Source organism: Candidatus Krumholzibacteriota bacterium, assembly GCA_016932415.1.
GTDB lineage: Bacteria > Krumholzibacteriota > Krumholzibacteriia > Krumholzibacteriales > Krumholzibacteriaceae > Krumholzibacterium.
In genome coordinates this window covers 80,297-104,246 of the sequence record JAFGCX010000027.1, presented here as the reverse complement: position 1 = coordinate 104,246, position 23,950 = coordinate 80,297, and the positions used below count along the sequence as shown (strand labels likewise).

Genomic DNA, 23,950 nt, shown 5'->3' with positions numbered 1-23,950 from the left:
TAATGCTTGGAAGTGAGTAATGGAGATCTGATACAGCATGTTCGTCAATCACTTGAAGTTTTCGGGGATCACGGTATATCTCCTTACTGTATTCGGAATAATGAATCTATCAGGCTGTAGTAATGATCCCGTTATTATAGTCCCGCCTGAAATTGTATTTTTTGAACCTGCCGTAGCAAGTGTCGGAGATACCATTACATTATATGGGACTGATTTTGACCTGGTCCGGTCTCGAGTCAGAGTGTCGTTTTCTCCATGTGAGTTTTCCAATCCAATAGCAAGCAGGAAAGTGATCCCCGTTGAAATAGTTAATGATGAAATCAAAACTATAGTACCGGATGGAGCTTTTTCCGGTCATTTGAGAATTGAATTTGTAGATCTCATCAATAATGCAAATCCATTTGAAGCTGACATCTTTGAAATCTCATCGAACGCTTTGCCAGTCAGAATCAATCAGGAAGCAGGAAATGTAGCCAAAATATTCTTTTCGTCGGAAGCATATTCTTTTAAATCAGTAACATCAGAGGAAGCAGAGCAGTATCTGATGATTCTCTTTGAGAGCTCCGATCCCGAGGATCCATCAGATCTGTCCCAATATTCATTTGCTGCCGATAGTCCATGCTCCAATGTCAGGGTGGAAGATGCAAAAACCGAATTCAGTGTAACTACAAATGTTTCGGGTAGAGATCACAAGGATTTGACAGCTTTTATGGAAGACGGCGACGGTGCGAGGAGAAGATACGATTTTGAAAAACGAAGAAGAAATGACTGTCTCCTGGCGATAACTTCAGTTACAAGAAGTGATGTAAGCCCGGAAATTACTGACTTCCGTAAAAACACGGCAACAATGGCACCTCAGACTATGACATTTAGCGTGTACGCTGACCCTGAAGGAAGCACAATCGATCCAAGCAGTTTTACTGCTGTAACGGCCGATCTTGTCTATGAGGGAATCCACACTCTGGTCTATCTCGATCAAATGACAGATATCAGCTGTATAACTGGAAGTGAAACCATAGCTCTCGGTGAAATATTCGATACAAGTATTTATCAGAAAAACAGGGAAGCGTTTGGATCTGAATCGGATATTGATGGAAATCGCAAGGTTGCGATACTTCTTTCTCCTGTCGTTAATCTGCTCACTCCTTCAGGAACGGCATCGACTGAAGGTTATATCGCTGGATTTTTCATGCCTGGCGATCTGATCCCGGCTTATATGAACCCTGCCTGTACTAACGCGATGGAGGTGTTTTATACCATCGTTCCGGACCCGGAAGGTATTTATGAAAATACGTATGAAAAAGATAAGGCGCTCCTCGCGATCGAAGGAGTTCTAGGGCATGAATTTTTACACATGATCATGTTCAATTACCGAGTACTTGATTATGGTAATGGTATTCTTCCAACTTACGTTGAAGAAACATGGGTGGACGAAGGTTTGGCTCATATTGCTGAAGACTTGAATTGTTACGATGAGGATAATGTTAAAAGAGCGAACAGGTTCCTGGCTGACCCTGGCACAGTTTCTCTTATTCATGGCGGAAACAGTATTCCGGAAAGAGGCGCGTCCTTCCTCTTTTTCAGGTATCTGGGCGACAGGTTCGGGGAAACCGTCTTCAAAAAACTTGTTCAATCCAAAGAGACAGGGATTGGGAATGTGGAGAAAGCGACTGGGATGAAGTTCTTCGAAATATTCAGTGACTGGATCGCCACTCTTTTTCTTGATGATCTTGAAATTACCGATGATACTCGTTTCACGTACAGTTCACTAAATATGCGAGTGGACTTTCTCCCGCTGTATTATTCTTTCGCGGACTACTGTTCCGGACCAGTCACAGGAGAGATATCATCGATGGGACCTGAGTATCTATTGTTCAGTCTTCCTCCGTTATCTGATTATAATTTTACAATAGAGGTGGAAGAGGATCGAAGTATGAATGCTGTTATTATCCGGCTGAACTAGGTGTTGGAGTATTAATCAATACTGTCACAAGGCGACATTCAAACCTGACGGGTTGCCATCACTCCGTACCGGCTATTTGATGATCCAGATTGATATACCTGATGTACTTTTCGTATTCGAGTTTTGTCATGAACATACTCAGACGATCATAACATGGCTCGATCTGTTCTCCGAAATTTTCCCGCAGTGTCTCGCCGATCTGTCTTATGTTTTTCTTTCCATCGATACTGGACCATGCGCAACTACCGATTTCATCAAGCTTCATCTTTACAAATCTTCTATGTGGGGACCGGTCGTTCATTATTTTCAGAAAACGATTTCTAAATCTTGGAACTAAAAGCGTTATCATCCCGTTTTCATCAGTTTCCTGATCAATCAGCTTCTCAGGAATTAATTCCAGCAGATTTACTTCTATTTTCTCTTTCACTTATTTTTCCCGGGTATGGAATCAAAAAGGGTTTCGTTGCAACCGTCAGTATATTGACACAGGTTTGTCAAGTCAGAGGAATGATATTCTCTCATCATGGCGTTGTCAAGCGGATCGTAGCGTCAGAAAACTGACAGAACCACTGATATAAAAGTAACGTATAATAATATAACCGTATATATCATATATAGATATCAAAGCATGTCGTATCGGGAATGATTAATGCCCATTGGGCTTAAGGAAACTTGACTGGGATATTTTAAATTTAGGAAATAATTTTTATATCTGGAAGGATTTCTTCTTTTCAAAAGGGATATTCCGGGAGGAAGAACATTTGGAAAACCTGATAGACGAATTCTTAAGGATACTTTGTCATTTCTGTGATTTGGAGTCTGCTTATCTGCGTGCGTTTTATCAAGAGGATGAAAAGCGGCTCAAGATCATCGATCATCGTCATCAATACGATAAACAGCCTTCAAGAACAGATATCATTAGAGGTAGGCAAATATCATTCCTGTTTCCTGAAATGTCAGGAGGTGGTAACTTCCATGACAGAGATGAAAAGGAGGATTTATCCTTCCCGGTCGGATTCCCAGGTATTGTGACGTGCAATCAACCTGTTTGCTATCAAGATGGATGGGTTCTGGATAACCTTGGTAACGGGAAATGGGTATTCAGAGGCAGAATTCATCGGTTGGACACAGAGGTCAGGATCGTATGTCGAAGGTCTCTTGACGGGGCGATGATACAAAATCTTTATGCCGCGAGTAGATTCATGGATCTGCTTGAACCAATATTGAACATAGCGGGAATCAATGTAATTTCCGAAAATACCGATTCAGGGAGAACGGCTTGTTCAGGGCAAAAATATTCGATTAAGGATTTAGATCCCCCACTTTTCGGATTTTCGCCCGGAGTTATAAAATTAAAAAATCAGTTGAAGAATATAGCCTCCAGCAAGATTCCAGTTTTAATAGAAGGTGAAAATGGTACTGGGAAGGAGATTGTCGCCCGAAATATTCATAACCTCAATCCCGGGAGAGTGGGTCCACTAGTCATTATCAACTGTATGGAACTGCCGCCGTCACTGCTCCAAAGCGAACTGTTCGGGCATGTAAAAGGCTCTTTTACAGGAGCGATGAATAATAGACGCGGATTAGTGGAAAGCGCGGGAGGTGGAACGTTTTTCCTTGATGAGATTGGAGAGATGCCCCTGCACCTTCAAGCGGCATTGCTTAGAGTCATTCAGGAAAAGGAGATAAGACGTGTGGGAGAAAGTCAGAGGCGGAAGATCGATGTAAGGTTTGTATTTGCCACAAACAGAGATCTTGCCAGTCAGGTGAAAGAAAAAAGGTTCAGAGAAGATTTATACTACAGGATAAAGGGAGTCCGATTATATATCCCTCCATTGAGGCAAAGAAAAGAAGACATATTGCTTCTCGCCAGACATTTTCTAGATACTGGTTCCAGTAAGCGTGGAAGAAAAAATCCACAGATCTCTGCCGGAGCCGCAAGGGATCTTTTGTCGTACAACTGGCCTGGAAATGTCAGAGAACTAAAAAATGAAATTGAAAGAGCCATTGCTCTTTTTCCCGATAATCCGCTTCTGCTTTCAGAGATGTTCTCGTCTTCAGTACGGAATTACAACATTGATCTTTCACAGGGATCGGATTTTGAAGATCAGACTCTGCCAGCAGCTGTAAACCGGCTGGAACTGAAGATGATTGAGAAAACACTTAAACGTTTTTCCGGAAACAGGACTCGGTCAGCAGAAATGCTCGGGATAACACGGCAAGGCCTGCTGAAAAAAATGAAGCGTCTTTCTTTAAGCGGAAAGGACTTCCAAGCATCGGGATCACTCGCCAGAGATGGTTGATTATTGTTGAATGAGATCAAATTTATACTTGGATTCGATGAGAATACTCTAGGAACTCATTCCTGTTAACATGGCGAATAATCGCTTTGTATCGAGATATTCGGATAAATATTAAATTAATATTGGTTGAAATAGTGTATTTTGATTATAATCCACCGCGATTGGCAGTTGAAGGGAGATGTTTGAAGAGAAGAGAATTTATATTTTACTGGAAGGATGAGATTATCGCCGGATTTTCTGGCGGGTTGCTCATGGCAGCCGCTTTCCCTCCTTTTCCAACAAGGATCTTATCTCTTGTTGCTCTTGTTCCGCTGATAAGATATTTTTTAGTCGTTTTTCCGCGGGTTGTCTGGCGAAAGAATGCCCTTAAGAAAGGATTCTGGGTCGGGTATCTGTTTGGCATCGCCTTTTTCTCGATTCTCCTCTACTGGATAGCCAACCTTATTCCCGAGTCAAGTATCAATATGTCGTGGATCCTTATTCCAGCGGTGATTCTGTTTGTATTGTACCTTTCATGTTTTACGGGGCTTTTTACCCTGTTATTATCATGGCTTATAAAACGTTTTGGAATAAGAGCTGTTTTTACGGCTCCAGCGCTCTGGGCACTGATCGAATTCATACGCAGTAATGGTGAACTTGCTTTTTCATGGGGATTGATTTCAAGTTCTCTTGTGCCCTATCCGATCGCTCTCCAGGGGTTGTCTATATATGGCCCATTTGGATTATCGATGGTTATTGTCCTCCTGAATGTGCTGATAGCCTTCATTATCTTTTCCAGCGATAAAAAGCATAAAGCCTTGGCTTCGGTTGTTCTGGCCGTTGTTACGATATCTCATCTTGCGTATGGGAACATGCGGATCGGGCAGATAGACAGGGATATTACTGATAACAGATCCAGGGAGGATATCGCTATCGTACAACCGAATGTCAATTTAGGAATTAAATGGAAACCGGAATATCGTGATTCTATTTTTGTTCAAATTGATGAACTGACGAAGAGAGGTGCCGAGCTTGGAGCGAAATTAGTAATATTCCCTGAGACGGCAGCGCCTGTCTCGGTAAGTCACTCCACTCGATACAGAAACTGGTTAAAGAGGATTTCAAACAATTCGGGAGTCGATCTTCTGATCGGGTACATAAATCATATTCAGGAAGGTGAAAAGTGGATAGGATTCAACGCTTGTGGATTGTTCGACAAAAAAGGTGAATTGACCGCTCAGTATGAAAAGATAAAGCTTTTGCCCTTTGGCGAAAAGGTGCCATTCAGCCAATATTTCCCCGGCCTGGAAAAGATTGATTTTGGACAGGCCAATTTCAAACATGGTGAAAATATGACTATTTTTGATTCCGTTGCGGGCAAATTTGGCACTCTGATCTGTTTCGAATCGACGTTTACTGAATATGCAAGAAAATATATTAGAAATGGAGCCCAGTTTTTAGTCAATATTACAAATGACGGCTGGTTCGGAAGCTCGAGGGGAGCAATGCAACATGCCGAAATGCCAGTTCTTCGTGCTGTCGAAAACGGAGTATCACTTATCCGGGCAGCTAACACCGGCATTTCGATGTCCGTAGACCCTGCCGGAAGGGTCAAGTATTCCATTGATTTAAACAAGAATGGAATGTTCATTACTCCGGTGACGATATTAAGGAAAATGACATTTTACTGCAAATATGGGCAGCTATCATTCTTCCTGATGTTTCTCGGGAATCTATTCATAATTCTTCTTCCTGTTCTTTTTCAAAAGCACTGAAAACCGTACTTATCTTCTGTTATTACAACGAGTAACATCTTTTTCGCTTAAATATCCTGTTTTTTCCTCCTGCCCGCCATTTAACTGGCTAAAGTTCTGGCTAAATAAAGACGAAGAGATTGTGTAGCCGGAAATATCCATTTGTGAGGTGCTTAATAATGATGAACGATGAAAATACCGAGAAAAAATCAATATTGATGTGCGTCAATTTCAAACTTGGTGAAGAATGGTACGGGCAGGATATCTCGTCCATCCAGGAGGTAAACCGGGTACAGGAGATCACTGATGTACCAGGATCTCCCGAATACATCCTTGGTGTCATAAACATCATGGGAAATGTCATCCCCGTTATGGATCTGCGTAAAAGACTTGGCTTGCCAGACATGGCAATGACCACAAAAAGCCGCGTGATTGTAGTTGAACATGAGGAATCATTGCTTGGGTTGCTTGTCGATTCTGTTCATCATGTCATTGAGATACCATTCAATATGATATCAGACACACCTGAAACCGCGGTGACGAAAAGGAACAAATTCATAAGTGGAATTGGCAGGCTGAAAGATAAACTGATTTTCATCCTCGATATAGGAAAGATCTTTGATGAGGAATTCAAGAGCAAGATCGATCACCACAAACTGGAGAAAGAAATTATCGAGGGGTAGTGTTCAAGGTGCAAAAATCAAAGATAAATAATTATTTAAGCAGCGATGATTTCAACTGGTTTCGCAGATTCATTGAATCAGAGGTCGGGATAAGAATCCATGATAACAAACACATCTTTATGACCAACAGGCTCATAAAAAGGGTCGAAAGACTTGGAATAGATTCTATAAACGAATATAGAAGATTTCTCGAAACAAGCGATCAGCGTTTCTTCGAGAAAAGAAAGCTGTTTGAGGAGATCGTCACCTCGGAAAGCTCGTTTTTCAGATACCAGATTCAATATGACATGCTTGGGAATAAGATAGTCCCCGAGTTTGTCAGCGAACGGATCGACAAAGGACATTATGTAAAGATCATCTCTTTGGGATCATCATATGGCCAGGAGATCTATTCGGCGGCTATGGTCATCGCGGAAAAATTGTCGGTTGAGGACAGATTTTTTGTAAAACTGTCGGCTGCTGATATTTCGGAGAAAAATATCAATAAAGCAAAAGCCGGGTACTATGAAGAATATGATCTTAAGGAAATACCGGGTCGCTATATCGATAACTATTTTTTCAAGGAAAACGGTGGGTTCCGGCTGTCACCAAAGATAATAAATCTCGTTGAATTCTCCCAGTTTAATCTGATTTCAGAAAATTGGAATCCATATAAAAATGCTGACCTGATATTTTGCAGAAACACAATAATATACTTCGGCGAGAAAAAGAGGGAGTATGTCCTCAATCGTATTTCCCATAGTCTGCGTAAAGGCGGATACCTGTTTCTCGGGCATTCAGAGATGATCGATCCAAAGAAACACGGATTGGTCCAACTTGGAAACAGTATTTTGAGAAAGGTATGACCTTGACTTTATCACAAAGCAAGTTTGTTGTCACATTTTTGACTGACGCCGAAGACCTCGTTCAGCAGATGGAAAATATTTTCATTGAACTGGAAGAGTATCCCGGAAATGTCGAATTGATCAACAATTTATTCAGGTCTATACACACCCTGAAAGGATCTTCGTCCTTTATGGGTTTTAAGGTTCTGGCAGGGTTGGCCCATGCTGTCGAAAATATCCTCGATTCCGTCAGGAGTAACAGATATGAGTTTACCGAAGATATCATCAACGTGATTTTTGACAGTTTTGGTTTGATTAAAAACCTTCTTGAAGATATTCAGAAAAATGCGACTGACAACGGCCGTGATATTTCTTCAATGCTTGGAAAGATAGCGGCGATTGAATCAGGTCAGAATGAACCATCTGAAGAGATGAAAGTATCAATTAAGACGGACTCCGCCTTAACTGATGATAATGTCGTTGTTTCAAGAAAAAATCAAAAGTTGCTTGGAACTGGCAATATATCCTGCAGCACGTTGGTCAGTTTGCTGTCTGACGAAGAGATCAAGGAAATCAATAACAATAACGCAAAAGGCGGCATCTTTTATCTAAAGCTTGATTTTGAGCTTGAAACATCGATGCCTGTTGCCAGAGCGATGTTTGTAATAAGGGAACTCGATAATAAAACGAACCTGTTGGTCACCGTACCGCCGATTGAATATCTCGAGGAAGAATTCAACGGAACAATCGATTTTCTTTTTGAGACTTCACTGAATGAGAATGAAATCGTCGATCTGCTCGAACTTGACAAAATAAAAATAAGTGAACTGAAAAAAATTGAAAAACTTCAGTGTCGAAGTGAAAACCTGGAGATCATGTCAGACAGTGAGATTAAGAATGCTGTACCAGATGATGCCAAAGCCGCCGAAGTTGAATTGGAGAATAGCAGGGCGGAATTGTCGCGAAATAATAAATTTAAAGATGAACTCAACGCGAGACGTGAAGTGATCAGGGTCGATATTCAAAAACTCGATCAACTGATGAATCTTGCGGGCGAGCTAGTGACGAACAGAACAAGAAATAATGATCTTATAAGAGGTATCAGGGACAGATTCAAATCGAACAGGGAAATCAATGATCTGTATGAAAGCATTCAAGAGCAGAGCCGAATAGTAAGCGAGATACAGGAAGGAATAATGAATAGCAGGCTTGTACCTGTCGGCGCGATATTTCATAGCGTCCCGCTTGTTGTTCGCGAAATCAGCAGGGAAACTGGCAAACAGGTTAAGTGTACTATTCGTGGTGAAAGCACTGAACTTGACAAGAAGCTTGTAGATGGGATCCGGGAAGCAATAATGCATGTCGTCAGGAACGCGATCGATCATGGAATCGAACTGCCGGAAGAAAGGATTAGGCTGGGTAAACCTGAAAACGGTCAGCTATTGCTTGAAGCGTATCAGGAATACAATCAGATAGTCATTAAGATCAAAGATGATGGTAGGGGAATAGAAAAGGAGAAAATACGCAGAAAAATTCAGGATCGTAAGTCGCCAGGGCAGAAAAATGACAAAGCGTTGAGCGATCACGATCTGATGACGTACATATTCCTGCCTGGTTTTTCTACTATGGAAGATGTCACTGACCGATCGGGGCGTGGAGTCGGAATGGATGTCGTTAAAAAAGAGATAGAAAAACTGAAAGGGTCTATCCAGGTCGAGTCCGAAGAGGGTAAGGGGACGGCTGTAATATTAAGATTGCCGATCACTCTGGCTATCATCCAGGGATTGCTTGTAAAGAGTGAAGAGAATATTTACGCGATACCGATTGCAAATGTGTCGGAAATCATCTTCGTAAAACGTCATATGGTCAATTTAAATGATTGTGGAGAAATGTTGTTTCGTCACAATGATAAGGTCCTACCGATCTATACTCTTGGCAATCTGCTGGAAATAAAGAGGGATGACCCTGGGAACGAATTCTATGTCGTTATCTTGAACTACCTTGACAAAATAGTGGGAGTAATTGTCGATGATCTCGTGGGGGAACGGGAAATAGTCATTAAAAACCTTAATGGAGTATTTCTGGATATAGGTGGAATCGCCGGAGCATCTATAATGGGGGATGGAACAGTCGTGTTGATCATTGATATCCCGGTATTATTGAGAAAACACACTGTTAAGACGCAGAGTATGGACGTTCATAGAGTGAAAGCAAGCGTCGGATCAGGATAGGAAAGATATGATTTATTGTGATTCAAATAATCAGACGGTATATATCCCAACGGGACAGATCGGATTCGGTCAATCACCGGAGAAACTTTCGACTGTTCTGGGCGCTTGTATCGCTCTGAATCTTTATAACAGTATCGATAAGATCGGCGGCATGGCTCATATCCTCTATTACGGTGAAGGAAGCGATGATAGATTCGCGGTAAACGCGACCAGATCTCTTTTGTCCAGGTTGAACAACGACTCTGGGAGAAAACAGTCAATCGTAGCCAAGATCGTCGGAGGTAATATCGGATATAGCGGACTCAATTCTAAACTAAAAAGAAAAAATGAATCGATATTGTTGAATGTCGTATCTTTGTTGGTTGAGGAAAATATCAATATAGAAGGCATGCATACGGGGGGGCAGATTGAGAGAAATGTTCTTTTCGATCTGGAGTCAGGGGACGTCATTATCAATCTCGGGACAAAGGATCTTATCAACAGAAGGATAATTGTTATCTGATAACGGCGATTATTTATGAGCCGGAGGAATTTTGAGTATTAATATATTATGCGCTGACGATTCAAACCATGTGCTGGAGATTCTATCCAGATTACTATCTTCCGTGCGGGAGATCGGCAAAGTCTATAAAGCGAAGAATGGTGAGGAAGCGATCCAGATGATGAAAATGTATGCTCCCGATGTAATCACGCTGGATCTTAAGATGCCGGTTCTTGACGGACTCCAGACACTTAAAAAGATACGGACCTTCTCGGATACTCCCATAATAATGATAAGCTCCTATACGCAACCGGGGGCGCATATTTCCATGGAAGCCCTCGAAGAAGGAGCCTTTGGGTTCATTCCAAAGCCAGCCAGCGGCAAGAAAGATGATATGATAAAGATGCGGGATGAGCTGGTAGCCCTGATAAAGGCCGCTTATGAGGCCAGGAATGAGAAAGAAAATGGAACTGCATCGATCAATGACAGGAAAATCAAGTATAATCCTGAAAAATCATCCGATAATGAAAATGTTGATATTAAAACTGTAGTGTTCCCCGAGGAGATCGACAGCGTGTTTTCGGCTGTATGCGTTGGTTCATCCGCTGGCGGACCTAAAGCGTTATCAAAGTTGATTTCAAAATTGCCCGAAAAATTTCCCTACCCTGTTTTTATTGTTCAACACATTCCCGAATTTTTCACTTCCTATTTGACAGAAAGCCTTAACAGGAAAAGCCAAATTCTGGTCAAGGAAGCAGTTCATGAAGAAATTGCCAGGCCAGGAGTCGTTTATGTCGCCCCCGGAGGGTGTCATATGCGGCTAAGAAAAATCGGAAGTAATATAAAAATAGTCATGGATTACGAATTTCCAAATGTTTCAGGAGCAAGACCGTCTGTTGACGTACTTATGGAATCAGCAGCGACATTTCTTCAATCCAATGCCGTGGGGATAATTCTTTCCGGTATGGGACAAGATGGAGCTCACGGATTGATGAAAATGAAGGAAGCCGGAGCAGTAACTCTGGTCCAGGACAGGACGTCATCTCTTGTTTACGGCATGGCAAGTACAGCGCTTAAACTTGGAGCTGCGGATTATGTCGTCGATATTGACACCATCCCTGAATTTATTCTTTATTCAGCTCAATTAAGGTTATCTCAGGCCGGTAAAATCAACCATATGATCTGATAGATCAATTTCCACAAAATATACAGGTTGTAGCTTTTGCCAACTTCGGATATTATTTATGCGATAGGATCATGATGTCTTTTAACCGGATGGATGTGATAAATATATGGGGCTATATTGGTCGATTTTTTTATCATTTCTAAAAGTAGGGACATTTGGATATGGTGGTGGCCCGGCACTTATACCTCTCATTGAAAAAGAAGTCGTCACTAATTACGGGTGGTTGACTGCGGAGGAGTTTGTCGATGCTTACGCGATGGCCAGTACGTTGCCAGGTCCGATAGCCACAAAAATGGCTTTATGCATAGGGTTGAAAACAGCCGGGCCGATAGGCGCTGCCTCCGCTCTGATTGCCATGCTATTGCCTTCAAGCATTTTTATAATATTGCTGTCAATGTTATATTACAAATACAGGAATCTACATTCAGTTCAGGCGATCATCCGGGGCGTACGCCCGGTAGTAATAGCCCTTTTGATGGTGACAGTGGCGCATCTTGGTCCAAAATCGATATTTAACTGGGACACATTTATTATCGCGCTTCTGGCGTTCATAGTAGTATTTTATCTTAATATTCATCCTGTATACACGATACTCAGCGCTGCTGTCATAGGATTTCTTTTTTATCGTTGATCTGCTCTATGTTGAACCCTGGCAAAAGGCGGATTCTGATGGATATTAATGAAAGAGGATATTTATCGGAACCTGATCGATTTGTTTTTTCAACCATGGTTGTCAGGACGGAAGATGCGGAAAATGGAAAGACAAGAGTATGGCTCGAAAAGACATATTTTTATCCCTTTTCTGGCGGACAACCGGATGACAGAGGAACACTTGATGGTCTTGAAGTGACTCAAGTCAGTGAAGACGAATATGGGATCTGTCACACAATCAACGGGATATTGAATAAAGGGGACTTCGTAGAGGGCAGGATAGAATCGGAAAGGCGAATTGATCACACCCGACAGCATTCAGGACAACATCTGCTTTCACGTCTTTTTCTGGAAATGACCGGATCCTCGACGGTTGGGTTCCATCTTGGCGAGAAGACTTCCACGATCGATCTTGACGGCAGCGAGATCTCTGATGCGGTTCTCAAACAAGTTGAAAAGCGCGTAAATGAATTGATTATCGAGGATATTCCCCTGTCGAGCAGAATACTGACCTTCAGTGAATATTCACAGTTGATCGAAGACCAGCAGGGTCAGCCTTTGAAGGAAACCCTCAGATCAAGGTTGTCAGATGAATCTGATATGGTGAGGATCGTTGAGATCAAAGGGGTGGACAATTCAACATGTTGCGGTACGCATGTCAAGTCCACCGGCGAAATCGGCCTGTTGAAGATTCTTGGTACGGAAAAAATTAAAGCGGGGAATCGAGTTTATTTCATCTGTGGGTTAAGAGCACTTGCAGACTACGTAAATAAACACGATCTAATAGATTCGATAGCCAGAAAGTTCAGTACAGACTGGATGGAGATCGGAAATGCTATCGACAGGTTATCCACCGAGCATAGATCACTAAGAAAAGAAATCGCGGGTTTGACCCGCGAATTATCGCACTTCAGGGCCGTGGAAATGAAAAAGCCGGCCGATCGTATCGGTGAATATGGGATAATCAGAAAGGTGTTTGACGCTATAGACCCTGTGGCGTTAAAAGAACTGGCAGCAAAGATCAGGGAGGAAAACGGACTTGTGATCCTTTTTGGATACAGAAAACCGAAACCGGGATTGTTGTTTACTTCTTCAGCGGGAATCGATGTAGATCTGGGTGAGGTATTGAAAGCTTCGGCTGAGGTTATGGGCGCCAGGGGTGGGGGGGGACGTGATTACGCGCAAGGAGGAGGCGGTGACGGGGAAAAAGTCGAGGAAGCATTGGAGATGGCGTTCAAGATTCTAAAAGACAGACTTGTATGAATCATAAGAAACTGAATGATAATGATTCCCGGAGAAAAGAGATGGTCTATTCGCAGATCGTCAGGCGGGGAGTGCGCGATAAGAGGACTGTAGACGCGATGCTTCGTGTTCCACGGGAAAAACTCGTAATCAATGAGACGCTCGATTCGGCATTCAATGACAGCCCCCTGCCGATCGGCCATAACCAGACTATTTCCCAGCCATATATCGTGGCCTATATGACAGAACAGCTTAAATTGACCGGCAATGAGAAAGTGCTGGAAATTGGTACTGGAAGCGGTTACCAGACTGCTGTTCTGGCTGAACTTGCCGCGGAAGTGTACACTGTAGAGATAATCGAAGAACTTTCAGTCAAAGCGGAGATCGACCTAAAGATCCTTGGTTATTCCAATATTTATCACCGTTGCGGAGACGGTGCGATTGGATGGCCGGAAAAGGCGCCCTTTGACGCGATAATAATTACGGCTGCGCCGGCCGAAATTCCATGGGAGATTGCTTCCCAGTTGAATGAGAATGGGAGAATGATTCTGCCGGCAGGCAATACAATCCAGCAGTTAAAACTGATAACAAGATATGGAGAAGAGTTTTCAGTCGAAGACCTTATAAATGTGAGGTTTGTCCCGATGACGGGCAGATCGCGGGAGAAGGGGCGATGACAGGTATAATATACCATGAACTTTTTGGAAGACATCTTCAGGGATATAATCATGTTGAAAGTCCCCAGAGGTATCTGACACTGATAGAAAGACTGAGAAAGAGCGATTTCCCCGGTCCTGTGAGATTCATAGAATCGATACCGGCAGACCGGAAAACGATTGAATTTGTCCACGACAGGGCATATGTCGAATCGATCCTGTCTTTGAAACCGGAAAAATACCTGATGCTTGATGCCGGAGATACTATCACGACAAAAGATTCAGTGCAGGCGGCGGTTTATTCTGCAGGAGCGGGGCTGCTTGGTGCGAAAATGGTTCTTGATGGAGAATTATCAAATGCTTTTTCTCTTGGCAGACCGCCCGGGCATCACGCTGAGAGAAACAGGGCAATGGGATTCTGTATTTTTAATAATATTTCAATCACTGCTTCCTGGTTGATTCGTGAAGGGGGAATATCGAGAGTCGCAATTATTGATTGGGACGTTCATCATGGGAATGGGACTGAAAATATATTCTTGGAAGAAGACAGGGTGATGTACATAAGCCTTCACCAGTACCCTCACTATCCCGGTTCGGGCCATGCTGATATGAAGGGAAAGGGTAAGGGTGTCGGATTCAATCTCAATCTACCCATGGAATACGCCACAGATGATTCAATCTATCTTTCTGCTTTCAACGAAAGGGTTGTTTCTGCTCTTGACAGGTTCGCCCCGGAATTCATTTTGATATCAGCGGGTTTTGACGCGCACAGAGACGACCCTCTGTCAGGCATCAATCTGACGAGTGGGGCTTTTCGAGAGATGACTCAATTGATCATGGAAGTGGCCGAAAAGCACGCGGCAGGGAGGATCGTTTCTTTTCTTGAAGGAGGTTATAATCTGGACGCTTTATCAGAATCCGTAGAGGAGCATGTACGGGCACTGACTAGAGGTACAACTGATAATCAGCCCGGCTCTCGTTGATTGAACTGACTCTTATTCCAGGTTTATCTACAATAGGGCACTTGTTTTCACAGATACCGCATCCGATACACAGATCCGGATTGACGACAGGTTTTTTGAGCTCAAAACTTTTCCCACTCCTGTCAATTCCTTCTTCGATCAAAAAGGTGATAGCCTTGCCGGGTGCCGGACAATGTTCTTCACACACGCCGCAATTTCTTCCCAGAGCGTATGGTATGCATCTGTTTTTATCAAAAAATGCCAGGCCGATCCGGATCTTCTGTTTTTCTTCAAGCGATATGCTTCGTATCGCTCCCGTGGGGCAAACCTGGTTACAGAGGTTGCAATAGAATTCACAGTATCCGAGCCTTGGAACTAGCACTGGCGTCCATAGGCCCTCAAGTCCCGCCTGGTTGAATGCCGGCTGCAGGCCGTTGGTAAGGCATACTTTCATGCATTCTCCGCATTTGACACAAGTACGCAGGAATTCGTCTTCAGGTAAAGCACCTGGAGGACGTATAAGGTCGGGAGAATGTCTTTTTCCCGTCTCTCCAAGGCCGATAAGCGGAACTGCCGCTATCGCCGCCACTCCTGTTGCGATTATATGCCGGCGTTGAAGGTCGACCTTTCCATCCCCCGTTTTTTTCATCGACGGATGGATTCTTACTGCCGAGGCCGGGCATACATCTTTACAGTTAAAACATATAAGGCATTCACTGCTGGTCCATTGGCCGGGCGGAAAAGGAGTAGCATCGCCCTGGCAGGATCGGTTGCACATGTGGCACGAAACACACTTTTCGCCATCAACATCCACTCTGGCAAACAGTTGCCTGTATCCGACAAACCCAAGAAGAGCTCCAAGAGGACATAAATATCTGCACCAGAATCTTGGCGCGACAAAATTGAGGGCGAGGATAGCCGAGAAGATCAAAGCTATCGGGATCATCTGTCTGAATACAGGTTGTTCGAACGCAAGGAGAGTGCCTGTGAGAATCGAGTAGAGAGAGTCCATCGCTGGCGATATTCCAGGCACCGCGAGTACATAGCTGAATTCAAAGAACGCCCGGACCAGCCCGTTGATCGCCGGATTGAATCCGATTGCCATAGATCGTATCGTAATCGAGATCGGATCTAGGAACCCCGCCGCATTCCACCCGAATACGGCAGCGACAAGAATAAAGACAAGAATATAATATTTATATTTTCTCATGCGCGGGTGGTTTCCATCATCCGGGTTTCTTGAAGGGCGCCTCATGCGGAAATAACCGATTACCGTATTAAGTGTGCCAAGAGGACAGACCCAACCGCAGAAGACTCTGCCCAGAAAGAAGGTAAGCGCGATCGTCACCAGTGAGAGGAGGAATATCTTTTTTACGACATGAGTCGCCAGGAGGGATGAAAGAGCTATCAGCGGGTCAAAATCAAGAAACAGTCTGACGGGTAGGCCGAGTTCGTCTTTACCCTTATATTCTGTCTGAATAAAGAGAATAAGAAATACCAGCAAAAAAAGTATCTGTGACGTTCTTCTAAGGTTCTTCATCATGTCTTGTCCAGATCGAGTCCGACGTATCCGTTCGTCCTGTAATCTGATGTACCAAGGCCCTTTTTTTCGGCCATCTTGAGATGAGGAAATCCCGAAAGTCCTTTTTCCCTGAACTGTTCACCGAACAGGTCTATGCCAAAAGCGTCTATTTTGACAAGGTCACTGCTCGCCGCGATAGTATCACGCCTTTCGACATCGCCGAGAGTGCTTCCCTGCGGTCCGTGCGCCTTTAATATCCTGACTGCGTCAAGAATCGTGAGGTTCGGCTTGAAGAAGAAGGCGAGATCCACAATGCTTTCAGAAAGTTTCTGATGGAGAAGATCGCGTCTTCCTCCGATCAATCCCATAAGGTTTTTCATTGATAGAGTGACTCCTGAAAGGCCGTGGTGCTTGGCCACAGGCACATTTATTATCTTATCAGCTTCAAATGCTTCAGTGTAGACTTCCCATTCCTTCAGTACATCTCCGCCCAGATCCATTCGGACGAATTTCCTTTTCTCCATGAACGGTACATCTGCTCCGGCTTTCTCCGCGGCTTCCTGAATTCCACTTCTTTTGTAGCTTCTTCTCGCGTCATTACACGTGTTGTCTGCCACAATTACTTTTTTTGCCCCCGCTTCGATTACCATTGCGACTATCGTTTGAACGACCAGCGGATTCGTGGTCGCGGCCTGATCAGGAATTTTATCCCAGGAAATATTCGGCTTGATAAATACAGTCTCGCCTTTATTTACGAATGCTCCCATTCCACCAAGAAGTTCAACACTTTTCCGGACTGCCGCGGCAGTATCCTTACTTTTAACAACGGCAAAGGAAGTACCCGCATCGGTGGCGGTTGTATTTGAGGCCAGTTTTCCCGCGGGGGCGAGTAGAAACGCCGCTCCGCCGGCAAGAGTCTTCAGGAAAGTCCTTCTGTCAGCCATTCTATCATCATCCCTTTCGACAGGCGATTATCCGGTGCTGTGCCTTACTCCCTCTGAGATCTGCCATCGAATTGATAATTCGAGCTCCAGGAGATCAGACCCGGCAGTTGTTTACCATAAAGATTATATATATTGCCCGATATCACGTAAAGGCAAATCATTGCTGGCTGTATTCGTGAAATAGAGGATTTATCACGCGAAAAATCGGTTTAACGGGAAAACGTCAGTAATTCGTTAATTATCACGATATAACCGCGGAAATCCAAGATTTCAATTGCCAGATCGACCTTAAAAAGCTATCTTCGCGCGAAAAGGCGATTTAAACGGAGATGCGTATTGGACACAGGAAATTTTCAACCGAAAGTATTTTACAGAAAACTTGATTCCCTTCTTGTGCGTATCGGTAACAGTGCTGATACAAGGGAAGTGCTGACTCTTGTTCTCGAAGAACTCGTCAAGTTTTTCGGGTTCGAACTTGGAATAGAAAGCGGTTGTATCTATAAATTGCGGTTCGGTTCTTTCCACCTTATCGAGGGGCCAGTTGGCGAATCAGAATTTGACTGGCCGGTATCGATATTCAAAAACGATCCGGTATTTGATCTGCTGTTCGAACACAAGAGCTATATATTTTCAGATTCTGCTTCATCTCCATGGGGGATTAACAGTGTCGCGGTGATGGTCGGAGAGAACGATCAGTTCATGATGGTTTTCAGGCTAAATGAATCATGGCAGAGAGAGACCCTGGCTTTTTCGCTCAATACGATCCGTAGTACGGTGAATTACAGCCGGTCGACGAGCCGTTTCAATTCAGATATCCAGGAAGCCTACGAGATCCAGAGATCACTTCTCCCTCGTTCCAACCCTAATTATAAAGGTTTCGATATCTCGGGAAGATCTATACCGGCAGAAAGAGTCGGAGGGGATCTCTACGATTTCAATGTCATGCATGAGGGAGTGTTGAGCATAGCGATCGGAGATGCCAGCGGCCATGGGTTGCCGGCAGCTCTTCTCGCGAGGGATGTGGTGACGGGCCTCAGGATGGGAATCGAGAACGAGACAAAGATATCCGCAGTGATAAGGAAACTGAACTCGGTAATCCACAAAAGTCAACTATCGACTAAATTCGTATCTCTGGTCTACGGAGAACTCGAACACAACGGGACACTTGTATATATAAATGCCGGCCATCCACCACCAATACATTTCAAAAAGGATTCTATCAGTACTCTTGATGTTGGCGGGACGATACTTGGACCTCTTGAGGAGACTGTTTTCAACAGGGGATTCGCTTTTCTGGACCCGGGAGATATCATTCTGATGTTTACCGACGGGATAATCGAGATAACGGACATCCAGAACGATATGTTTGGAACAGACCGGCTGATCGAAGTCGTTCGCGCGAATCAGAACGAATCCTCGACCGTTATCATTGATCGGATCCTCAAAAGCATCAAAGATTTCGGGAAAAGCAACATTCTTCTTGATGATGCTACGATGATAGTCATAAAAAGAGTCGAATAAACCGGCTTCATCGCAGCGTCTCTTGACCTTTCAAAGAAAAACCCATAGACTGTCATCTGTTGTTTTGAGCAGGCATCCGGCTGCGCGGCAACAGAAAATCAATCTGGTTGAAATCTCTGAAATGGAGGGTGATGATGAGTAACCGGCCAAAAACAAGATCTCTTCCTGTAAACAAAATGCGATGGCGATGTCCGCAGAATCTCTTCAAGTTCAAAACTACGGAGCATATCAAACCATGCGATAATATTATAGGCCAGGACAGGGCGCTGATGTCTATAGGTATGGGCCTCAACCTTGAACACAGAGGTTATAATATCTTCATAACCGGCCTTGCCGGTACGGGTCGTACCACAACGATCAAACATCTTCTCGAAAAAATGGAACGGAAAGACTCTATTCCAAAAGATATCTGTTATATGCATAATTTCAGAGATGAGAATATGCCGCTGCAGATAGAACTCGAACCTGGTGAAGGGATAAGGCTCGCGGCGGAAATGGACGGTCTTATTTTTAATCTGACAAGAAAAATCCCTTCGATGCTGAAAAGCGACTACTACCAGACCAAGCAGAAAAAACTTGTCGAAGCCCACCAGGAAAAACAGAAAAAGATCGTTTCAGCTTTCGAAAAGAAAATCGGCAAGGAAGGTTTTACCATGATAAGCGTCCAGGTAGGAGGCGCGATCAGGCCGCAGATAGTGCCGGTCATGGAGGGAAAACCCGTTGATTATTCCCAGATCGTCAAAATGATCGAAGAAGGAACGATGACGCAGGATCAATTCGAATCGATGAAAGCAAAAGCAGAAGCGCTGTCTGAAGACATGACGGTAGTGTACGAACAGATGAAGAATATCGAGAAAGAATTGAAAGAACAACTTGAAAAACTTGATAAGGAGTTCATTTATCCGGTTGTACACTCGATGATCGTGGAGATCGACAAACTTTTCGCTAACAAGAAGCTCTCCTGTATTCTTCGGGACGTTGAAAACGCCATTAATAAAAAACAGGATCTTTTCAAAAAGGATGAAGATTCTGAAGATGAGGAACAGGTTCAACTTCCCGGCGGGGACGGCCAGACTGAAGAAGATGATCCATTCAGGGAATTCAGAGTAAATGTCCTTATAGATAATTCCGATACGGAAGCTCCTCCGGTGATAATAGAGAATTTCCCGAACCTGAAGAATGTCTTCGGGATCATAGAACGGGATTTCTATCCAGGTGGATGGTCCAAAACGGATCATTTGAATATCAAGCCTGGATCGTTCCATAAGGCCAATGGAGGATTTCTCGTTATGAATGCCATGGATGTCTTTATCGAACCTGGCGTATGGCAGACACTCAAGAGGACTCTGAAAAGTTCTGAGTCTATCATCCAGAACTTCGATGCTTTCAGCTATATGAGTTCTTCAGCGTTGAAGCCAGAACCGTTGCAGGTAAAGACAAAGATAGTTTTGATAGGTGATTCAAGGATGTACTATCTTCTCCAGTCCTACGATGAGGATTTCCGAAAGATTTTCAAGATAAGAGCCGATTTTGACAGGGAAGTCGACAGGGACCATCAGATCATCCGCCAGTACGCTGGATTCATAAAGTCAGTCTGCGACAGGGAAAACCTGCTGCATTTCGATAGATCCGGAGTAGCGGCAGTCATTGAATACGGAGTAAAACTGGCAGGCAGGCAATCGAAGATCTCGACGCGTTTCTCCATGATCGCCGATATTATCAGAGAAGCAAGCTATCAGGCAAAGGCGGAAAACGACAAGATCGTGGGAAGGAAGGAAGTTGAGAAGGCACTGGAATACAGGATTATGAGAGTGAACCTTTTTGAGGATAAACTCCAGGAGAGGATAGATGATGGTACTATCCTGATCGAGACAAGCGGGTCAGTCGTCGGACAGGTCAACGCCCTGTCTGTTTATAACCTGGGGGACTATTCATTCGGAAGGCCATCCAGGATAACCGTGAGGACATCGCTGGGGAATTCAGGTGTCATAAATATTGAACGCGAGTCTGATCTGAGCGGAAATACCCACAATAAAGGCGTGTTGATCCTCAGTGGATATCTAAGAGGTAAATATGGCAATGAGAGTCCACTTGTCATGAGCGCGAGCCTCTGTTTCGAACAATCATACGGAGGTGTTGACGGTGACAGCGCGAGTTCGACAGAATTATACGCGATCCTGTCGAGTCTGTCCGGCTTGCCTCTCAGGCAGGATCTTGCCGTCACTGGATCTATCAATCAGAATGGGGAGATACAGCCGATAGGAGGGGTCAACGAAAAGATCGAGGGATTTTTTAACGTCTGCCAATCAAAAGGATTAAAAGGAACAGAAGGAGTCATCATACCCTGGCAGAATGTCCAGGATCTGATGCTCTCTGAGAAAGTAGTGGAGGCGGCTAAAAAGGGGAGATTCCATATATATCCGGTTAAACACGTCGACGAAGGGATCAGCCTGCTTACGGGAGTTAAGGCGGGAAAACAACTGAGCAGCGGAAAATATACCAAGGGATCGGTAAATGATATTGTACAGAGAAGACTTCTTGATATGGCTCTAAGGTGGAAGAAATTTGGAACAGACAGTAAAAAGAAAGATTAATATCATGTCTGAGCTAAGACAAAATCCTTGCACGAAAGAATGGGTCATCATAGCTACGGAAAGGGCCAAACGGCCAGAAGAATTTTCCGGAGGAATGGGTCCTGATAATCAGCCGAGACCGGCTTTTATGGCTGAATGCCCATTCTGCCCGGGGAACGAAAACGAGACGCCTCCTGAAATACTTGCTTTCAGGAACCGAAAGGATGAATGGATACTCAGAGTCGTGCCGAACAAGTTCGCCGCCCTCTCTCCGGAAGGGGAGGCGGTCCGCGAAGAAGAATCAGATTTTTTCAGAAGCATGAACGGTTTCGGCAAACACGAAGTGATAATCGAATCAAGGCTTCATAACGCCTCTTTCGGGCAGATCAGCGATAATGCCGCTTTAAGGATAATAGACGCGTATTATCAAAGATTTCAGGACTTGAGCGCCGACAGGCGGTTCAAGCTTATCAAAATATTCCGTAATTGCGGTAGTACTGCCGGGACGTCCCTGGAACATCCTCATTCCCAGATCGTGGCGACGCCGGTAGTGCCGCTTCATATCCGGCATCGGCTGGAATCGGCGATGAGATATTATGATGATCATGGAGATTGCGTATTCTGCACGATGATAGAGAAGGAAAAAGAGGAAAAAGAAAGGTTGATCATTGATGAACCGGGATTCATCGCTTTCACTCCTTTTGCCGCGCGCGTGCCATTCGAGACCTGGATAATCCCGGAAAGGCATATGTCGACTTTTGGCGAGATCTCGAAGACTGAACAGAAGAGCCTGGCCAGGATTATCAACCGAATTATGGAGAAGATAAACCGGGGGCTTGATTCGCCGGCTTATAATATGATCGTACGCACAGCACCATCGGGCGAGGATAACGAGGAATATTATCACTGGCACATTCAGATCATCCCTAGACTCACAACCCCTGCCGGGTTCGAACTTGGTACTGGAGTTTATATAAACACGAGCCTTCCCGAGGAGACTTCGCGTTTTTTAAGAGAAATATGAACATTATTTTGGTTCCAGCCGGTTGAATTGAAACAAACCGTTGAATAGAATGTATAAGGTTTAAACTTTAAACAGAGATCCCCGGGAGGATTGCCAGATGATCAATAAGAGAGCGTATTTTTATCCAATAATGACCATAGCAATGGCCTTACTGATTTCCAGTTGCCAGAGTAAAACCGTTGAAGAAGCTGAGGATCTTCCTGAGATAGAGACCGGGGTCAACGTTATCGTGAATCCCTCCTTCGAGGAGTGGAACGGGTTCATGCCGGTGGGATGGGAAATGAAACAATTTTCCGGTGCCGGGGACAAGATGAATATGTATGGTAAGAATACGACGTATTATACCAGCGGAGCGCACTCTTACTATCTAAGGGGGCTTTTTAATACTGAAAAATGGATGGTGCTTTATCAGATACATCCAATACGGCCAGGGTATGACGTGTTTTTCTCCGCACAGATCAAGACGGATGGAGTCGAAAAGGAAAAGGGACAGGATACCAACTGCAACCTTTACATAATATTCTATGATAAGGATGGAAAAAGGTTAAATACCCGCTACTATGCCGATTCTGGTACGATACGAAGGATCGGTACGAGTACCTGGGCCAAGAACAAGAATATGAAGAATGTCCCGGATGGTGCCGCGTCGATTGAGATAGGTCTGATAAATCAGATGAGTGGATACGCGTATTTCGATGATGTCGAACTGGTCTTTGAAAAAGAACAATACTGGGAAAGCAATAAAACCCGTTTCATAACGTTCAAGTGGCTCCCGGAGAAACCTTTTCCTCAGGAAGATATGGACCGTCTTGTGAAGCTGGCCGATCAGATAACCAGTGATTTCGGGATCAAGAAAATCGAAGGGGAGATCGAATATTATCTGTACCCGTCAGAGGACAGGTTTATGAAGTTGTTGCGCAGAAAGAGATATCAACAACTTGTAAGCTGGGAAAGGAAGGAATTTCATTCGGTCGAATCTTTCGAGGATCATGACATGATCCATCTTATCCTGTACGATCTTGGCGTTCCCCCTATGGGACTGGCCAAGGGAGTCGTATTCCAGTATCGGGAGCCGATTCATGGATGGGACCTTCATAACTCTGCGAAACAGGATCTCATGAATAAAAGGCTTCCCGCTCTTTATAAAACTCTTTCCAAAAGCGCCTTCACCAAGACAGATGTCTCTGTTACCGTGCCTTCATGGGGATCTTTCGTTAAATACATGATATCGAAGTACGGTATCGAAAAGATCGTAAAGCTCTACAAAGGGACTGACGGGGCGGACGACTTTGAATCTTTCAACAAACTTTTCAAGGAACTGTACGGAGATGATTTTCCAAGGATAGATCAGCAGTGGAGATGGTTTCTTCTCCGATATGAATGCGATGCTGCTGCTGATACTTTGATATAGAGTGCGAGAAACCGGGTGACCGATTGCTGATGTCATACAA

The 23,950-nt window shown here is 44.1% G+C and carries 19 protein-coding genes; 16 read left to right on the top strand and 3 right to left on the bottom strand.

Going from position 1 to position 23,950, the window contains the following annotated elements; all coding sequences use genetic code 11:
* Positions 1 to 37: 37 nt before the first annotated feature.
* A complete protein-coding gene (locus tag JW814_09990) occupies positions 38 to 1,963 on the top strand; it encodes a hypothetical protein (protein ID MBN2071775.1) in 1,926 nt (641 codons plus the stop codon).
* A 58-nt stretch (positions 1,964 to 2,021) separates the two neighbouring features.
* On the opposite strand, the gene JW814_09985 is transcribed toward JW814_09990, so the two are convergent.
* Positions 2,022 to 2,390 (bottom strand): PqqD family protein, encoded by a 369-nt coding sequence (locus tag JW814_09985; protein ID MBN2071774.1) that lies wholly within the window; start codon positions 2,388 to 2,390, stop codon positions 2,022 to 2,024.
* A gap of 229 nt (positions 2,391 to 2,619) precedes the next feature.
* Here JW814_09985 and JW814_09980 point away from each other — a divergent pair, with 229 nt between their 5' ends.
* From JW814_09980 to JW814_09930, 11 genes are all read left to right on the top strand, one after another.
* The gene (locus JW814_09980; GenBank protein ID MBN2071773.1) at positions 2,620 to 4,266 is read left to right on the top strand and encodes a sigma-54-dependent Fis family transcriptional regulator; all 1,647 of its coding nucleotides are present in this window, start codon (positions 2,620 to 2,622) and stop codon (positions 4,264 to 4,266) included.
* An 86-nt stretch (positions 4,267 to 4,352) separates the two neighbouring features.
* Positions 4,353 to 6,020, top strand: a complete 1,668-nt coding sequence (gene lnt, locus JW814_09975) for an apolipoprotein N-acyltransferase (protein ID MBN2071772.1) — start codon at positions 4,353 to 4,355, stop codon at positions 6,018 to 6,020.
* A gap of 161 nt (positions 6,021 to 6,181) precedes the next feature.
* Positions 6,182 to 6,682, top strand: a complete 501-nt coding sequence (locus JW814_09970) for a purine-binding chemotaxis protein CheW (GenBank protein MBN2071771.1) — start codon at positions 6,182 to 6,184, stop codon at positions 6,680 to 6,682.
* 8 nt (positions 6,683 to 6,690) lie between these two features.
* Positions 6,691 to 7,527: a protein-glutamate O-methyltransferase CheR gene (locus JW814_09965; protein ID MBN2071770.1), complete on the top strand. Its 837-nt coding sequence runs from the start codon at positions 6,691 to 6,693 to the stop codon at positions 7,525 to 7,527.
* A gap of 2 nt (positions 7,528 to 7,529) precedes the next feature.
* Positions 7,530 to 9,737, top strand: coding sequence for a chemotaxis protein CheA (locus JW814_09960; GenBank protein ID MBN2071769.1), 2,208 nt, complete (start codon positions 7,530 to 7,532; stop codon positions 9,735 to 9,737).
* Between the two features lie 7 nt (positions 9,738 to 9,744).
* Positions 9,745 to 10,239, top strand: a complete 495-nt coding sequence (locus JW814_09955; protein ID MBN2071768.1) for a chemotaxis protein CheD — start codon at positions 9,745 to 9,747, stop codon at positions 10,237 to 10,239.
* A 31-nt stretch (positions 10,240 to 10,270) separates the two neighbouring features.
* A complete protein-coding gene (cheB, locus tag JW814_09950) occupies positions 10,271 to 11,404 on the top strand; it encodes a chemotaxis-specific protein-glutamate methyltransferase CheB (protein MBN2071767.1) in 1,134 nt (377 codons plus the stop codon).
* Between the two features lie 106 nt (positions 11,405 to 11,510).
* Complete coding sequence (locus tag JW814_09945) at positions 11,511 to 12,035, top strand: chromate transporter (GenBank protein ID MBN2071766.1); 525 nt, start codon at positions 11,511 to 11,513, stop codon at positions 12,033 to 12,035.
* 38 nt (positions 12,036 to 12,073) lie between these two features.
* A complete protein-coding gene (locus tag JW814_09940) occupies positions 12,074 to 13,318 on the top strand; it encodes a hypothetical protein (GenBank protein ID MBN2071765.1) in 1,245 nt (414 codons plus the stop codon).
* The gene (locus tag JW814_09935) at positions 13,315 to 13,974 is read left to right on the top strand and encodes a protein-L-isoaspartate(D-aspartate) O-methyltransferase (GenBank protein ID MBN2071764.1); all 660 of its coding nucleotides are present in this window, start codon (positions 13,315 to 13,317) and stop codon (positions 13,972 to 13,974) included. The genes JW814_09940 and JW814_09935 overlap by 4 nt, the downstream gene beginning before the upstream one ends.
* Positions 13,971 to 14,936, top strand: a complete 966-nt coding sequence (locus JW814_09930) for a histone deacetylase (GenBank protein ID MBN2071763.1) — start codon at positions 13,971 to 13,973, stop codon at positions 14,934 to 14,936. Before JW814_09935 ends, JW814_09930 begins: the two co-directional genes overlap by 4 nt.
* Here the strand turns inward: JW814_09930 and JW814_09925 are convergent.
* Together JW814_09925 and JW814_09920 are read right to left on the bottom strand one after the other, a co-directional pair.
* Positions 14,899 to 16,458 (bottom strand): 4Fe-4S binding protein, encoded by a 1,560-nt coding sequence (locus JW814_09925; GenBank protein MBN2071762.1) that lies wholly within the window; start codon positions 16,456 to 16,458, stop codon positions 14,899 to 14,901. The genes JW814_09930 and JW814_09925 overlap by 38 nt on opposite strands.
* Positions 16,455 to 17,381, bottom strand: a complete 927-nt coding sequence (locus JW814_09920) for a DUF362 domain-containing protein (GenBank protein ID MBN2071761.1) — start codon at positions 17,379 to 17,381, stop codon at positions 16,455 to 16,457. The genes JW814_09925 and JW814_09920 overlap by 4 nt, the downstream gene beginning before the upstream one ends.
* Before the next feature lie 336 nt (positions 17,382 to 17,717).
* Between JW814_09920 and JW814_09915 the strand changes: the two genes are divergently transcribed.
* The 4 genes from JW814_09915 (at position 17,718) to JW814_09900 (ending at position 23,910) form a co-directional block, all read left to right on the top strand.
* Positions 17,718 to 18,902: a PP2C family protein-serine/threonine phosphatase gene (locus JW814_09915; GenBank protein MBN2071760.1), complete on the top strand. Its 1,185-nt coding sequence runs from the start codon at positions 17,718 to 17,720 to the stop codon at positions 18,900 to 18,902.
* Positions 18,903 to 19,033: 131 nt separating this feature from the next.
* Positions 19,034 to 21,496: an AAA family ATPase gene (locus tag JW814_09910; GenBank protein ID MBN2071759.1), complete on the top strand. Its 2,463-nt coding sequence runs from the start codon at positions 19,034 to 19,036 to the stop codon at positions 21,494 to 21,496.
* A 4-nt stretch (positions 21,497 to 21,500) separates the two neighbouring features.
* Positions 21,501 to 22,499 carry a galactose-1-phosphate uridylyltransferase gene (galT, locus tag JW814_09905; protein MBN2071758.1) on the top strand — a complete coding sequence of 333 codons (999 nt, stop codon included), beginning with the start codon at positions 21,501 to 21,503 and terminating at the stop codon, positions 22,497 to 22,499.
* Positions 22,500 to 22,596: 97 nt separating this feature from the next.
* The gene (locus JW814_09900; protein MBN2071757.1) at positions 22,597 to 23,910 is read left to right on the top strand and encodes a hypothetical protein; all 1,314 of its coding nucleotides are present in this window, start codon (positions 22,597 to 22,599) and stop codon (positions 23,908 to 23,910) included.
* Positions 23,911 to 23,950 lie beyond the last annotated feature (40 nt).